General features: G+C 71.8%; 10 protein-coding genes and 1 pseudogene. 8 read left to right on the top strand and 3 right to left on the bottom strand.

What is annotated here, in order from left to right:
* Nucleotides 1-2: 2 nt before the first annotated feature.
* The 3 genes and pseudogenes from AC0665_RS26295 to AC0665_RS26285 all read left to right on the top strand — a co-directional run.
* A pseudogene (locus tag AC0665_RS26295) lies at nucleotides 3-1,211 on the top strand (MFS transporter); the annotation flags it as partial.
* A gap of 129 nt (nucleotides 1,212-1,340) precedes the next feature.
* Complete coding sequence (pgi, locus tag AC0665_RS26290) at nucleotides 1,341-2,993, top strand: glucose-6-phosphate isomerase (protein ID WP_366051285.1); 1,653 nt, start codon at nucleotides 1,341-1,343, stop codon at nucleotides 2,991-2,993.
* A 123-nt stretch (nucleotides 2,994-3,116) separates the two neighbouring features.
* Nucleotides 3,117-4,106, top strand: coding sequence for a hypothetical protein (locus AC0665_RS26285; RefSeq protein WP_478705902.1), 990 nt, complete (start codon nucleotides 3,117-3,119; stop codon nucleotides 4,104-4,106).
* 12 nt (nucleotides 4,107-4,118) lie between these two features.
* Here AC0665_RS26285 and AC0665_RS26280 read toward each other — a convergent pair whose 3' ends face one another.
* From AC0665_RS26280 to AC0665_RS26270, 3 genes are read right to left on the bottom strand one after another with little or no spacing between them, the layout of a single operon-like run.
* Nucleotides 4,119-6,401 (bottom strand): FtsX-like permease family protein, encoded by a 2,283-nt coding sequence (locus AC0665_RS26280; protein ID WP_478607109.1) that lies wholly within the window; start codon nucleotides 6,399-6,401, stop codon nucleotides 4,119-4,121.
* A 39-nt stretch (nucleotides 6,402-6,440) separates the two neighbouring features.
* Nucleotides 6,441-7,199, bottom strand: a complete 759-nt coding sequence (locus AC0665_RS26275) for an ABC transporter ATP-binding protein (protein WP_468637616.1) — start codon at nucleotides 7,197-7,199, stop codon at nucleotides 6,441-6,443.
* Nucleotides 7,196-7,711 carry a PadR family transcriptional regulator gene (locus AC0665_RS26270; protein ID WP_478705901.1) on the bottom strand — a complete coding sequence of 172 codons (516 nt, stop codon included), beginning with the start codon at nucleotides 7,709-7,711 and terminating at the stop codon, nucleotides 7,196-7,198. The genes AC0665_RS26275 and AC0665_RS26270 overlap by 4 nt, the downstream gene beginning before the upstream one ends.
* Nucleotides 7,712-7,831: 120 nt before the next feature.
* Here AC0665_RS26270 and AC0665_RS26265 point away from each other — a divergent pair, with 120 nt between their 5' ends.
* From AC0665_RS26265 to AC0665_RS26245, 5 genes are all read left to right on the top strand, one after another.
* Nucleotides 7,832-9,103, top strand: a complete 1,272-nt coding sequence (locus tag AC0665_RS26265; RefSeq protein ID WP_468411019.1) for an ABC transporter substrate-binding protein — start codon at nucleotides 7,832-7,834, stop codon at nucleotides 9,101-9,103.
* 135 nt (nucleotides 9,104-9,238) lie between these two features.
* Nucleotides 9,239-10,861 (top strand): glycoside hydrolase family 13 protein, encoded by a 1,623-nt coding sequence (locus AC0665_RS26260; protein WP_478607106.1) that lies wholly within the window; start codon nucleotides 9,239-9,241, stop codon nucleotides 10,859-10,861.
* A gap of 52 nt (nucleotides 10,862-10,913) precedes the next feature.
* Nucleotides 10,914-12,239: an ABC transporter substrate-binding protein gene (locus AC0665_RS26255; RefSeq protein ID WP_468411015.1), complete on the top strand. Its 1,326-nt coding sequence runs from the start codon at nucleotides 10,914-10,916 to the stop codon at nucleotides 12,237-12,239.
* Between the two features lie 6 nt (nucleotides 12,240-12,245).
* Complete coding sequence (locus tag AC0665_RS26250; protein ID WP_468411013.1) at nucleotides 12,246-13,607, top strand: carbohydrate ABC transporter permease; 1,362 nt, start codon at nucleotides 12,246-12,248, stop codon at nucleotides 13,605-13,607.
* Nucleotides 13,604-14,443: a carbohydrate ABC transporter permease gene (locus tag AC0665_RS26245; protein WP_478705900.1), complete on the top strand. Its 840-nt coding sequence runs from the start codon at nucleotides 13,604-13,606 to the stop codon at nucleotides 14,441-14,443. Before AC0665_RS26250 ends, AC0665_RS26245 begins: the two co-directional genes overlap by 4 nt.
* Nucleotides 14,444-14,479: the final 36 nt, after the last annotated feature.

The raw sequence follows: 14,479 nt of genomic DNA, 5'->3' as shown, positions 1-14,479 counted from the left end.
CGGTGGTCGCGGTCGAGGTGGGGAGCGTCCGGGCGCCCGCGTGGCGCGGGGGCTTCGGACGGCTGTGGAGCGCCGCTGTGCTGTCCAGCTTCGGCGACGCGCTGCGCACGGCCGCCCTGCCCCTGCTGGCCGTGACCCTGACCGACGATCCGCTGCTCATCGCCTCGGTCACGGCCTGCGGCTATCTGCCCTGGATCGTCTTCGGCCTGCTCGGCGGGGCCGTCGCCGACCGGGTGGACCAGCGGCGGGCCATGTGGACGGTGGACGCCTTGCGCGGCCTGCTGGTCGCCGCCTTCGCGCTGGCCGTCGCCCTCGGGCACACCTCGATCGGTCTGCTCATCGCGCTGGCCGTCGCGCTCACCACCCTCCAGACCCTCTTCGACAACGCCGCCACGGCCCTGCTGCCCGCCCTGGTCGACCGGGACGCGCTCGGCAGTGCCAACGCCCGGCTGATGACCGGTCAGCGCATCGCGGGCGGTCTGCTCGGCGGCCCCGTCGTGCCCCTGCTGCTGGCCGCCGGGACGGCCGTGCCCTTCGCGGCCGACGCCGTGACCTTCCTCGCGGCCTCTGCCCTGATCGCCGCCCTGCCGGCCGCCGGACCCGCCCCGAAGCCCAGACCGGCGGGCAGCACACTGCGCCGGGAGATCGCGCAGGGGCTGCACACCCTGTGGCGCGACCGCGCCCTGCGCGCCCTGTGCGCCGCCACCGCCCTGTGCAACATCGGCATGGGCACCCTGCTCGCCCTGCTGGTCGTCCTCGTCACCGACTGGCTCCGGGCGGGCCCGGCCGGCTACGCGGCGGCGGGCACCGCCTTCACCCTGGGCAGCCTGGCCGGGGGAGTGGTGAACGGCCGGCTGGTGGCGCGGCTCGGCCGGCCGCGCTCGGTGCTGCTCGCCGGCTCGGTGCAGACCGCGCTCCTCGTGGTCATGGGCACCGTCCGGAGCCTGACCGTCCTGGTGGGCGCGCTGGCCCTGTTCGGGCTCCTGGGCATGGTGTGGAACGTCAACACCACGACGCTCATGCAGGAGCGCAGCCCCGCCGGGATGCTGGGCCGGGTCAGTGCGGCCTTCCGGACCCTGGCCTACGCCGGAGTGCCCCTCGGCGCCCTGCTGGGCGGAGCCGTCGCCGCCGCCCGGGGACCGAACACCCCGCCCCTGCTCACGGCCGCCTTCTTCGTCCTCGCCGTCATCGCGTTGATACCCGTGCTCCGGATGAACGTATCCGTTGTCGAGCCGGAGGACGGCGCCACGACGGCCGATGTCCCGCCCCGCTCCATTAGGTTGGGACCGGCAGCGGGGCAAGGTACGCAGGCAGGACAGGAAAGAAGGCTGAAGTCCCAGATGAACGCAGACGGCCGTACGAGGCTCAACCAGACGCCCGAGTGGACGGCACTGGCCAAGCACCGTGAGGAACTGGCCGAGGTCGGGTTGCGCGAGCTGTTCGCCGCCGACTCCGGCCGCGGCACCGCGTACACCCTGCGGGTCGGTGACCTGTACGTCGACTACTCCAAGCACCTGGTCACCGACGACACCCTGCGGCTGCTGCGCGAACTGGCCGCCGCCACCGATGTCTTCGGGCTCCGGGACGCCATGTTCCGCGGCGAGAGGATCAACACGACCGAGGACCGGGCCGTGCTGCACACCGCGCTGCGCGCCCCCCGGGACGCGGTGATCGAGGTCGACGGCCAGAACGTGGTGCCCGAGGTGCACGCCGTGCTCGACAAGATGGCGGACTTCGCCGACCGGGTCCGGTCGGGCGAGTGGACCGGCCACACCGGCAAGCGGATCCGGAACATCGTCAACGTCGGCATCGGCGGCTCCGACCTCGGCCCCGCGATGGCGTACGAGGTGCTGCGCGCCTTCACCGACCGGTCGCTGACGGTGCGTTTCGTGTCGAACGTGGACGGCGCCGACCTGCACGAGGCGATCCGCGACCTGGACCCGGCACAGACCCTGTTCGTCATCGCCTCGAAGACCTTCACCACCATCGAGACGGTCACCAACGCCACCTCCGCCCGCTCCTGGCTGCTGGACGCCCTCGGCGACGAGGCCGCCGTCGCCAAGCACTTCGTCGCGCTGTCCACGAACGCCGAGAAGGTCGCCGAGTTCGGCATCGACACGGCCAACATGTTCGAGTTCTGGGACTGGGTCGGCGGCCGCTACTCCTACGACTCCGCGATCGGGCTGGCCCTGATGATCGCGATCGGCCCGGACCGTTTCCGGGAGATGCTCGACGGCTTCCGCATCGTCGACGAGCACTTCCGGACCGCGCCCGCCGAGTCCAACGTGCCGCTGCTGCTGGGCCTGCTGGGCATCTGGTACGGCAACTTCCACGACGCCCAGTCCCACGCGGTGCTGCCCTACAGCCACTACCTGTCCAAGTTCACCGCCTACCTCCAGCAGCTCGACATGGAGTCCAACGGCAAGTACGTCGGCCGGGACGGGCGGGCGGTGGACTGGCAGACCGGACCGGTGGTGTGGGGCACGCCCGGCACCAACGGGCAGCACGCCTACTACCAGCTCATCCACCAGGGCACGAAGCTCATCCCGGCGGACTTCATCGGCTTCGCGAGGCCGGTGGGCGAGCTGAGCGATCAGCTCAAGGCCCAGCACGACCTGCTGATGGCCAACTTCTTCGCCCAGACGCAGGCGCTCGCCTTCGGCAAGACCCCGGACGAGGTGCGGGCCGAGGGCGTGCCGGAGGAACTGGTGCCGCACAAGACCTTCCGGGGTGACCATCCGACGACCACGATCCTCGCGCCCGAGCTGACGCCGTCCGTGCTCGGGCAGTTGGTCGCCCTCTACGAGCACAAGGTGTTCGTGCAGGGCGCCGTGTGGAACATCGACTCCTTCGACCAGTGGGGCGTGGAGCTGGGCAAGGTCCTGGCCAAACGCGTCGAGCCCGCCCTGACCGAGGGCGCCGAGGTCGAGGGCCTGGACGCCTCCACCAAGGCGCTGGTCGCCACGTACCGGGAGCTGCGCGGCCGGCAGTGACACGGCCCGACGGACAGCGGGCGGCAGTGAAACGGCCGCCCGGCGGAAGCGGGCGGCAGCGCGCCGTCCGCTTCCCGTAGAATCCCGGGCGATCATCACGGCGAGTGCTCGGGGGAGCGCGAAGTGGCACGCACACGCGGTAGTTGGACCGGCGGCACCCTGACGGCCCGGTCCCTGCTGAGACCCCAGGACGTGGCGCGGGCGGTGTTCCACCCCGCGTGGATACCGCAGCCCCTCGATCCGTCGGTGGAACGCCTCAAGCGGTTCCGCGTCATCGCCGGAGCGGTCACCTCCCTCGGGGTCTTCACCTTCGTCGAGGGCGGCTTCGACTTCACGGAGCTGTTGGAGAACGCGATGACGGCCTCCGTCGTCCTGCTCTTCCTCACCCCGCTGACGGTCGGGGCGATGCTGTGGGTCTGGCGGCGCGGCGGCACGGTGCGGCAGCTGCGGGTGCCCCTGGTCAACTCCCTGCTGCTGCTTGTGCTGTTCGTCGGTTGCGTGGCCGCTCTGCTGGGCCTGGTGCAGACCGTGAACGGGTCGGCGAACCCCGCCGTCATCATCGGGGTCGGGCTGACGATGATGTGGATGCTGATCTTCACGGCCTACGGGGCGCTGCGGGTCTCCGGCAACTTCTTCGGCACGGCCGCCGTGCACCGCGCTCTGCCGCCGCTGCTCGCCATCGTGACCAGCTGGCTGGTGGCCGTCCCGGACCTCGTCACCGGTGATCTGCACGGGCTCAGCCTCACCCTCGGGATCGTCTTCATCCTGGGCGCTCCGGTGACCGTGACCGCCATCGCGCTGCTGGAGATGGGGCGGCTCAAGCGGCGGTACGGGATCCGGCTGAAGGCCCATCCGGCGACTCTCGCACCGGCCCCCGGACTGGTCCCGCCGACGGCTTTCGGCATGCCCCCGGCGGGAGCGCCGCACCTGCCCCCACAGGGGAACCCGTACGCCCATCCCCACACGCCGGGCGGGCAGCAGCACCCCTACGCCCCGCCCCCTCGGCCGCCGTACACCCCGCAGCCGCCGTACACCCCGCAGCCGCCGTACACCCCGCAGCCGCCGTACACCCCGCAGCCGCCGTACACCCCGCAGCGCCCCTACGGCGGCTGACCTGCGGCGAGGTCAGGCCACCGCGCTGAGGGTGTCCGCGAGCCGGCGCCGTGCCGCCCGGGCGGCGGGGACGGCCGCCAGGGCCGCCGCGCAGAGCACCGCCGCCGCGCCGAGCAGCAGCACCAGCGGGGCGGACGGGCCCTGGGCGATCCCGGCGCCGATGCCGCTGGATCTGCCCTGGGCGTCGATCAGCCAGTGGGCGAGCGGCAGTCCCAGGGCGGTGGCGGCCAGGACGGCCGCCAGAGCCGTGAGGCCGGTGGCGGTGACCGTGATCGCGGTGATTTGCCGGGGGGACAGGCCGATGGCCTTCAGGGCCAGCAGGTCCCGTTCGCTCTCGCGGACGGTGCCGCCGATCGCGGTCAGCAGCTCGATGAGTCCGATGAGGGCGAGCACGGCGATCAGCCCGGCCACGACCGCCCGCAGCGGGGACAGCCCGTCCGCCGGGTTGGCCACCGTGTGCACGTCGAGATGGCCGCGCCCGGCCGCGGCGAGCCGGCCGGCGACCTCCCCGGGGTCGGCGCCGGGGTCCAGCCGGAGCTCGTAGAGCGTCGGGCGCAGGCCCGGATCGTTCGCGCGCAGGGTGTCGAGCGATGTGGAGATGACCCGGCCGGCGTTCTCCGGCTCGATGCTGCGGCCCACGATGTGCAGGATCTGCGGCTGGTCGCCGACGGTCATCCGGACCCAGTCACCGACCCGCACGTCCAGCAGGTCGAGCAGCCCCTGCCCGGCCACGGCCTCGTCGGCGCCACGGGCGGCGCGGCCCTCGGCCAGGGTGTACGGATAGGGGTCCCGGTGGGTGCCGAGGCCCCGCAGTGCGATGGTCGCCGTCTGGCCCGGGACCAGGGCGGCCGTCTCGACGCCCGGGTAGGCGGCGGCCACCTGCGGGTCCCGTTCCAGCAGCGTGCGGGTCTGCTCCTCGCTCCGGCCGGCGTCGGCGCGGACGCTGAGCGTGGTGGGCAGACCGATCCGCTCGGGCTCGCTGTGGAAGCGGTCCAGAGTGGTCCAGGCGCTCATCGCCACGACGATCAGCAGCAGCGGCAGCGCCAGGCGGGCGACGGTGGCCAGGGAACGGGGGCGGCGGGTGAACGCCTTGTGCCAGCCCAGCACCAGCGCGGGCGGGATCCGCACACCGAGCGCCCCGCGGGCCACGCCGGACAGCCGTCCGCCCGAGGGCGCGGCGGGTCGCGGCACGGGCACCGGCGGTACGCGCCCGGCCCGCCAGGCGGCCAGCCCGGTGGTCGCGCCGATGAACAGCACGGCGCCCGCGGGGACCACGAGCAGCGCCACGGTGTGCCCGGGCAGCCCCTGCCACACCCCGACCGCGTCCCCGAGCCGCCCCGGGATCCGGCTCCCCAGGACCTCGGCGAGGCCGGCGGCGGCCACGGCGCCCAGCAGGGCGTAGGCCAGGTGCTGGAGGAGGAAGATCCGGACCACCTGGCCGGGTGTGAAGCCGATGGCCTTCAGCACGGACAGGTCGCGCAGGTGGCCGCGGATACGGGTGCCGATCGCCCCGTGCACCGCGAATCCGGCCGCGACCAGCGCGCCCAGCCCGAACAGGCCCAGCACCTGACCGAGCAGCCGGTTGTCGCCCTGGGCCTCGGACCTGGCCTGCTGCCAGGTGGAGACCTCGCCGATCGTCCCGGCTCCCAGCACGGTCACGGCGCGCTGGACGAGGTACGAGGTGTCGCCCGGGTCCGTCAGGCGCAGTCCGATCACCTGGCCGCCCGGGTCCGGCACGGCCGACGGCAGCGCCCAGACCAGGCCCGGCTGCTCACCGGGCCGGTAGCGCGGCTCGGCACTGTCGGCGAGGCCCACGACGGTCAGCTCCCGGGCGGTGCCCGGCACGGTGAGGGTGTCGCCGGGCCCGGCCAGCAGGGCACGCGCCAGGCGGCTCTCCAGCACCACGCCGTTCGGGGTCGAGGGGTCCAGCCAGTGTCCTGAGACGAGCGGCGGGCGGCCCACGGAGGGCCGCTCGGGGGTGGCTCGCAGTTCGACGGAGGCGCGGCTGCCACGGGAGGAGACCGTGGTGGCGGCGGTGGGGTAGGGACCGGCGACGGCGTCGACACCGTCCAGCGCGGCCAGCTTCCCGGTGTCGGCCGCCGCGTCGGTGTGCAGCCACACATGCGCGCCGTGCGACTGCGTGAACACCCGCTGCCAGGGGTTGGTGGCGTACCCGAACAGGGCCGTGGCCAGCAGCAGGGAGGCGACGATGCCCGCGGTGGCGAGGACGAGGAACAGCGCCTCGCCGCGGTGCGTGCGCAGATCGGAGTGGGCCCAGCGCAGGGTGGCTCGCATCCGGGTCAGCCCCTTCGGGGGTCGTCGTACACCCGCATGTCAGTCCTTCAGCTCCAGCACGCCGGATATCCCGGAGCGGCGCGGTGGGGTGGTGCCGCCGTCGAGTTCCGCGTCGTCGGCGATCCGGCCGTCGAAGAAGCTGATCACCCGGTCCGCGGCGCTCGCCAGCCGGGCGTCATGTGTGACCAGCACGATCGTCTGGCCGCGCTGGTGGAAGCGGGACAACAGCCGCATCACCTCGCGGGTGCCCTTGGAGTCGAGGCTGCCCGCGGGCTCGTCGGCCAGCAGCAGCGGCGGGTGGTTGACCAGGGCCCGGGCCAGGGCGACGCGCTGCTGCTCACCGCCGGACAGCTCACCCGGCATGCTGCGCTCCTTGCCCGTCAGGCCCAGCTCGGCCAGCAGCGCCTCCCGCTCGGCGCGCGCCCGCTTCGGCGGGGTCCCGGCGAGCAGGGCGGGCAGCTCCACGTTGTCGGCCACGGACAGGTTCGACACGAGGTTGAAGAACTGGAAGACGATCCCGATCCGCTTCCTGCGCTCCACCGCCCAGCGGGCCTCGCCGTAGGTGTCGGTGGACTCGCCGTCCAGCCAGAGGTGACCGGCGTCCGGCCGCTGGAGCCCGCCGAGCAGATGCAGCAGCGTCGACTTGCCCGCGCCAGACGGGCCGGTGATCGCCACGAACTCGCCGTGCCTCACGCACAGGTCGACCCCGCGCACGGCGTGCGCCGGGGCGCCCTCGCCGTGGTGCGTCTTGACCAGCCCCTCGGCGCGCAGCACAGGAGCGGGACGGTCGTCGCTCACTCCAGCTCCTCCAGCTCTTCCTGGCACCGCTCCAGCCAGTCGAGGTCGGCCTGCAGGTGCAGCATCGCGCCCTCGATCAGCAGATGGGCGATGCGGTTGTCGCGGTCTTCGGCGGCGGTCAGCTTCGACAGCTGCCGCATGGTGTTCAGGTACTGGCGTCGCTGCTGGTTGATCAGGGTGATCTGCTCGGCGAGACCGGTCCGCGGAGCGAGCGCCAGCTTCATGAAGAACTCGTCCCGCACGCGCGGCTCGTCCTCGGGCGCCTCGAACCAGGCGCGCACCGCCTCCCGCCCGGCCTCGGTGAGGTGGTAGACCTTCTTGTTGGGCCGGCTGGACTGTGCCACGTCCTCGCCCTCGATCAGTCCCGACTTCTCGAGGCGGCCGAGGGTCACATAGATCTGGCCGACGTTCGGCTGAGGGTACGCGGAGCCCAGCAGTTGCTCAAGGTCCTGCTTGAGCTCGTAGCCGTGGGCGGGTCCGCGGGCGAGGAGTGCCAGGAGGGGCAGGCGCACGCGTGCAGTCCTCCTGTCCGGGCCAATGTGCTCCAGGCCCTAGTATCGCCCATACCTAACAGGTATACATGGCCTCTGTCCGGGCGAGGGTGCCCAGCGCCGGTGTACAGGGAGGAACCTATGCGGTGGATCCATGCCGCGGGTAGGGGCCTTCTCGTTCTCGTCGTGGTCCTGACCGGCTACGTCTCGGCAGGAGCACAGGCCGGAGAGCCCGCCGAGGGCGCCCGCGGGCCGCTCACCCTGGCCACCGCCGGAGACCTCACCGGCTACCTCGGCCCCCTGCTGGAGGGCTGGAACCGTACGCACCCCGGCGAGAAGGTCACCCTCGTCGAGCTGCCGGACTCCGCCGACGAGACCCGGGCCCAGATGGCCACCGACCTGCGCGACGGCGACCGCAGCCGGTTCGACGTGCTCAACATCGACGTCAACTGGACCTCGGAGTTCGCCGCAGCGGGCTGGATCAGACCCCTGCCCCGGGACCGCTTCCCGCTGAAGACCTTCCTCCAGCCGGTCGTGGACACGGCGACCTACGACCGGCAGCTCTACGCCGTCCCGTACGTCACCAACGCCGGCCTGCTGCTGTACCGCAAGGACGTCCTCGCGAAGGAGGGCGTCGCGCCGCCGCGCACCTGGGCGGAGCTGGAGCGGTACGCGAAGACCATCGCCCCGGAGTACGGCCTCGACGGCTACGCCGGACAGTTCCTGCCCTACGAGGGGCTCACCGTGAACGCGGCCGAGGCCGTTTACTCGGCGGGCGGCTCGATCCTCGGCGACGAGGGCGAGCGCGTCACCGTCGACTCGGCGGCGGCCCGCGAGGGCATCGGATTCCTGGCGCGCGGAGTGCGCGAGGGCTGGATCCCCAGGGAAGCGCTGACGTACAAGGAGGAGGAGTCCAAGCAGGCCTTCCAGGACGGCCGGCTGCTCTTCCTGCGGAACTGGCCGTACGCCTACGTGGGCGCCTCCGCCCCCGGTTCGAAGGTGGCGGGGAAGGTCGGCGCCGTACCCCTGCCGGGTCCCGACGGGCCGGGGACGAGCGTCCTGGGCGGCTCCAACCTGGCCGTCAGCGCGCACACGCGGCACCCCGACTCGGCGGCCCGCCTGATCGCGTACCTCACCGGTGAGCGCGTCCAGCGCCAGGTCCTCACCCGGGGGGCGCTGCCGCCCGTGCGGGCCGATCTCTACCAGGACCCCGCGCTCATCCGCAGGTTCCCCTACCTGCCGACCCTGCGCACGAGTGTGCTCGCGGCCGCGCCGCGTCCCAAGAGCGCGCACTACGACCAGGTCAGCCTGGTGGTGCAGGCGGTCGTGCACGACGCGATGGCCGGGCGGCAGACGTCCGGTGCGGCGGTGCGCCGGCTGGCGCGGGAACTGGCAGCCGTCTCCAGCCGCTAGTTACACGTTAGGTAACGAGGCCATTTCAACTGGCTTCGTTGTGTCCGGATAAGTCCCAGGTTGTCAGGCCGACCGGCCGGTTACTTCTGTTCTTTTCGTTGACACCCTTCTGACCCCGCTACCTAACATGCATGCATGCTCAGTAAGTACCACCACTGGTGGCGGGACGCGGTCATCTACCAGGTGTACGTCCGCAGCTTCCTCGACAGCACCGGCGACGGCATCGGCGATCTCGCCGGAGTCCGGGCCGGACTGCCGTACCTCAAGAAGCTCGGCGTCGACGGGATCTGGCTGAGCCCCTTCTACCCCTCGCCGCAGCACGACCACGGCTACGACGTGGCCGACTACTGCGACGTCGACCCGCTCTTCGGGGACCTCGGCGAGTTCGACCAGCTGGTCGGCTCCGCGCACCGGCTCGGCGTCAAGGTGCTGCTCGACATCGTTCCGAACCACTGCTCCAGCGAGCACCCCTGGTTCCGCGAGGCGCTGGCGGCGTCCCCCGGCAGCCCCGCCCGGGCCCGCTTCCACTTCGCCGACGGCCGCGGCCCCGGCGGATCCGAGCCGCCCAACAACTGGCACTCGATGTTCGGCGGCCCCGCCTGGACCCGGGTGACCGAACCGGACGGCCGGCCCGGCCAGTGGTACCTGCACATGTTCGCGCCCGAGCAGCCCGACTGGAACTGGCGCAACCCCGAGATCGCCGCCGAGTTCGACCGCATCCTGCGCTTCTGGCTGGACCGGGGCATCGACGGCTTCCGCATCGACGTCGCCGCCGGACTCTTCAAGCACCCCCGGCTGCCCGACTCCGACGACCCGGAGGCCGACGCCCGCACCCGTGACTCGGTCAACCCGCTCGCCTGGAACCAGCCCGAGGTGCACGACGTGTGGCGCCGCTGGCGCTCCATATGCGAGGAGTACACCGAGCGCGACGGCTGCGAACGCCTCCTCGTCGGCGAGGTCTCCGTACCCACCGCCCGCGAGCACGCCCGGTACGTGCGGCCCGACGAACTGCACCAGGCCTTCTTCTTCGACCTGCTGAGCGCCCCCTGGGACCCCGACGCCTTCCGCAAGGTCATCTCGGAGGCCATGCAGGACATCGCCGGCACCGGCTCGACCGTCACCTGGGTCCTCAACAACCACGACCAGGTCCGCACCGTCACCCGCTACGGCGAACCCGCCACCGAGCGCAGCGGCCTCGGCGCCGCCCGCGCCCGCGCCGCAGCGCTGCTGATGCTGGCCCTGCCGGGCGCCGCCTACATCTACCAGGGCGAGGAACTCGGCCTGCCCGAGGTCGTCGATCTGCCCGACGACGTGCTCACCGACCCGATCTTCCGCCGCACCGGCAGCCGGGCCCGCATCCGCGACGGCTGCCGCGTGCCGCTGCCCTGGTCGGGCCAGGCCTCGCCGTTCGGCTTCACCCCGGGCGTCGAGAGCGCCAAGCCCTGGCTGCCGCAGCCGGAGTACTTCGCCGAGTACGCCACCGACCGCGCCCTCGCCGACACCCGCTCCTTCTGGCACCTGTACCGCGACGGTCTGCAACTGCGCTCCGCGCTGCCCCAGTTGGGCGAGGGCACACTGCGCTGGCTGGACGCCCCGCCCGGCGTCCTGGCCTTCGAGCGCGGCGACCTGGTGTGCGCCGTCAACTTCGGTACCGCTCCCACACCGGCGCCGGTCCCCGGCTCCCCCCTGCTCGCCAGCGGCCCCTGCCCGCCCGGAGTGCTCTCCGGGTCGACGGCCGCCTGGTGGATCCGTTCCTGATCGCCCCGCGAGCGAACGCTTCGCAGGTCAACTCCCCGAAGGGACATCAACGATGATGCGACGACGTACCACCCTGCTCACCGGCTGCACCGCTCTCGCCCTCGCGCTCGGCGCGACCGCCTGCGGCGGCGGACCCGTCTCGGCCGGCGGCGGTGACAAGGCGCTCAGCGGCCAGTCGATCACCGTGGCCGGCGTCTGGTCCGGCACCGAGCAGAAGAACTTCCAGAAGGTGCTGGACGCCTTCACCGAGAAGACCGGCGCCAAGACGCAGTTCGTCTCCACCGGCGACAACGTCTCCACCGTCGTCGGCAGCAAGATCGAGGGCGGCAACGCCCCCGACGTCGTGATGGTCCCGCAGGTCGGCGTGCTCAAGCAGTTCGCGCAGAAGGGCTGGCTCAAGCCGCTGTCGAAGAAGACCGAGCAGGCCGTCGACGCGGGCTACGCCCCCGTGTGGAAGAAGTACGGCAGCGTCGACGGCACCCTCTACGGCCTCTACTTCAAGGCCGCCCACAAGTCGACCGTCTGGTACAGCCCCGACGCCCTTGAGCAGGCCGGCGTGAAGCCCCCGAAGTCCTACGACGAGATGCTGAAGGCCGGGCGGACCGTCTCCGACTCCGGGCTCGCCGCGTTCTCCGTCGCCGGGCAGGACGGCTGGACCCTCACCGACTGGTTCGAGAACGTCTACCTCTCCCAGGCCGGACCCGAGAAGTACGACGCCCTCGCCGCGCACCGGCTGAAGTGGACCGACGCCTCCGTCGTCGACGCCCTCACCACCCTCGGCAAGCTCTTCAAGGACAAGCAGCTCATCGCGGGCGGCCAGAAGGGCGCCCTGAACACCGACTTCCCCGGCTCCGTGGAGAAGGTGTTCGGCCCCGAGCCCGAGGCCGGCATGGTCTACGAGGGCGACTTCGTCGCCGGTGTCGCCAAGGACCAGTTCGGCAAGAAGGTCGGCCAGGACGCGAACTTCTTCCCCTTCCCGGCGGTCGGCGGCGGCGAGGCACCGGTCGTCAGCGGCGGTGACGCGGCCGTCGTCCTCAAGGACGGCAAGAACCAGAAGGCCGCCCAGGCCCTCCTGGAGTACCTGGCCACCCCCGAGGCGTCCGCGGTGTGGGCCGAGGCCGGCGGCTTCCTCTCCCCGAACAAGAAGCTCGACCCCGCCGCCTACGGCGACGACGTCACCCGCGCCACCGCCAAGTCCCTCGTCCAGGCCGGGGACTCGGTCCGCTTCGACATGTCCGACCAGGCCCCGGCCGCCTTCGGCGGTACCAAGGGCACCGGCGAGTGGAAGCTCCTCCAGGACTTCCTGCGCGACCCGTCCGACCCCAAGGGCACCGCGGCGAAGCTGGAGGCCGCGGCGGCCAAGGCGTACCAGGACTGATACGCCATGACAGCCACCCTCGTGAAGGACACGAGCCCCCCACCGCCGGGCCCGGTCGCCGACCGCACCCTGCGACTGCGCCGGCGCGGGAAGATCATCGCCCTGCTGTTCGTGCTGCCCGCGCTGCTCCTGCTCGGGGCGCTCGTCGTCTACCCCGTGCTGTTCAGCATCGGCCGCAGCTTCTTCGACGCCTCCGGGACGAACTTCGTCGGCGGCGACAACTACGCCGAGATGTTCCGCGACCCGGCGACCCTCAAAGCCGTACGCAACACGGCCATCTGGGTCGTCATCGCCCCGGCCCTGCTCACCGGACTCGGACTGATCCTCGCCGTGCTGGTGGAGAAGGTCCGCTGGGCGACGGCCTTCAAGCTGCTCCTCTTCATGCCGATGGCGGTCTCCTTCCTCGCCGCCGGCATCATCTTCCGGCTCGCCTACGACGAGGACCCCGACAAGGGCGTGCTCAACGCCGCGGTCGTCTCCGTCCACGACGCCTTCAAGGCGCAGTCCACCTATCCGACGGCCCGGGCGCGCGACGGTCAGGGCCTGACGAAGGACAAGGACGGCTCTTACCGCACGAGTTCGAGCGTGTCCCCCGGCGACGCGGTGACGCTGGGCCTGGTCGGCGTACAGCCCGGCGACCTGCCCGGCGGAGCCGAGCCGGCGTTCGAGGCGGCGGGGCGGAAAGCCGGCCCCGACGAACTGCGCGGTGTGGTCTACCTGGACTTCGTGCCCGGCGGGGGAGGGAAGCAGGGCGCGGTCGACCGGCGGGAGAGCGGCCTGCCGGAGACCAAGGTCGAGGCGGTCCGCGACGGCGAGACGATCGCCACGACCACCACGGCCGCCGACGGCTCCTTCCGCTTCGAGGGACTGGCGTCGGGCTCCTACCAGGTGAGGCTGCCTGCGTCGAACTTCGCCCAGCCCTACGAGGGCGTCTCCTGGCTCGGACCGGCGCTGGTCACCCCGGCGATCATCGGCGCCTACCTGTGGATCTGGACCGGCTTCGCCATGGTGCTGATCGGCGCCGGCCTGTCCACACTGCCGCGGGACGCCCTGGAGGCGGCGCGGATGGACGGCGCGAACGAGTGGCAGATCTTCCGGCGCATCACGGTGCCGCTGCTGGCACCCGTCCTGTCGGTCGTGTTCATCACCCTCGTCATCAACGTGATGAAGGTCTTCGACCTCGTCTACATCATCGCGCCCGGGCCCGTGCAGGAGGACGCGACCGTGCTCGCGACCCAGATGTGGCTGGTGTCGTTCGGCGGCGGCAACAACCAGGGGCTCGGCAGCGCCCTCGGCGTGCTGCTCCTGCTGCTGGTCGTCCCGGCCATGGTGTTCAACGTCCGCCGCTTCCGAAGGAGTCAGCGATGAACGCGGTCCGGCGCGGGTTGGGCCACGGGGCCGTGCAGGCCTTCCTCGTGGTGATCGGCCTGGTGTGGATGACGCCCCTGGCCGGGCTGTTCCTGTCCTCGCTGCGGTCCGCCGAGGACACGGCGAAGGGCGGCTGGTGGACGGTGTTCTCCAGCCCCGGGCAGCTGTCCTTCGACAACTACTCGTCGCTGCTCGGGAACGCCGGCATCACGCAGGCGTTCTGGAACACGGTGCTGATATCGGTGCCCACGACGGTGCTCGTCGTGGTGGTCGCGGCCCTCGCGGGGTACGCCTTCGCGTGGCTGGACTTCCCCGGGCGGGAGACGATCTTCCTGGTCGTGGTCGCGCTGCTGGTGGTGCCCGTGCAGATCGGCCTGCTGCCGGTCGCCAAACTCTTCGGCCAGCTGGGCTTGTTCGGCACCATCCCCGGCGTCGTCCTCTTCCACGTGGCCTACGGTCTTCCCTTCGCGGTGTTCCTGCTGCGGAACTACTTCGCCGAGATGCCGAAGGAGATGCTGGAGGCCGCGCGCATGGACGGCGGCACCGAGTGGCGCATCTTCACGCGGCTCGTCCTGCCCGTGGGCCGGCCCGCGATCGCGTCCCTGGCCATCTTCCAGTTCCTGTGGGTGTGGAACGACATGCTGGTCGCCCTGCTCTTCGCGGACAGCTCCTCACAGCCGCTGACCGTGGAACTCCAGTCCCAGATACGCCAGTTCGGCAGCAACATCGACGTCCTGGCCCCCGGGGCGTTCGTGTCCCTGGTCGTCCCGGTCGCCGTGTTCTTCGCGTTCCAGAGGCACTTCGTGCAGGGAGTCATGGCGGGGTCGGTCAAGTAACCCACACATACCGGGCCCCCGCTTCGCAGTGAAGCG

The sequence above is a fragment of the Streptomyces sp. NPDC043685 genome, from assembly GCF_056436585.1.
This window is presented reverse-complemented; position numbering and strand designations above follow the sequence as displayed.

Bases quoted from the DNA above. Each gene is read 5' to 3' on its own strand.
- AC0665_RS26260 (WP_478607106.1), top strand. From the start codon at position 9,239: ATGCTCAGTAAGTACCACCACTGGTGGCGGGACGCGGTCATCTACCAG.
- AC0665_RS26245 (WP_478705900.1), top strand. From the start codon at position 13,604: ATGAACGCGGTCCGGCGCGGGTTGGGCCACGGGGCCGTGCAGGCCTTC.
- AC0665_RS26280 (WP_478607109.1), bottom strand. From the start codon at position 6,401: ATGCGAGCCACCCTGCGCTGGGCCCACTCCGATCTGCGCACGCACCGC.
- AC0665_RS26250 (WP_468411013.1), top strand. From the start codon at position 12,246: ATGACAGCCACCCTCGTGAAGGACACGAGCCCCCCACCGCCGGGCCCG.
- AC0665_RS26255 (WP_468411015.1), top strand. From the start codon at position 10,914: ATGATGCGACGACGTACCACCCTGCTCACCGGCTGCACCGCTCTCGCC.
- pgi (WP_366051285.1), top strand. From the start codon at position 1,341: ATGAACGCAGACGGCCGTACGAGGCTCAACCAGACGCCCGAGTGGACG.
- AC0665_RS26265 (WP_468411019.1), top strand. From the start codon at position 7,832: ATGCGGTGGATCCATGCCGCGGGTAGGGGCCTTCTCGTTCTCGTCGTG.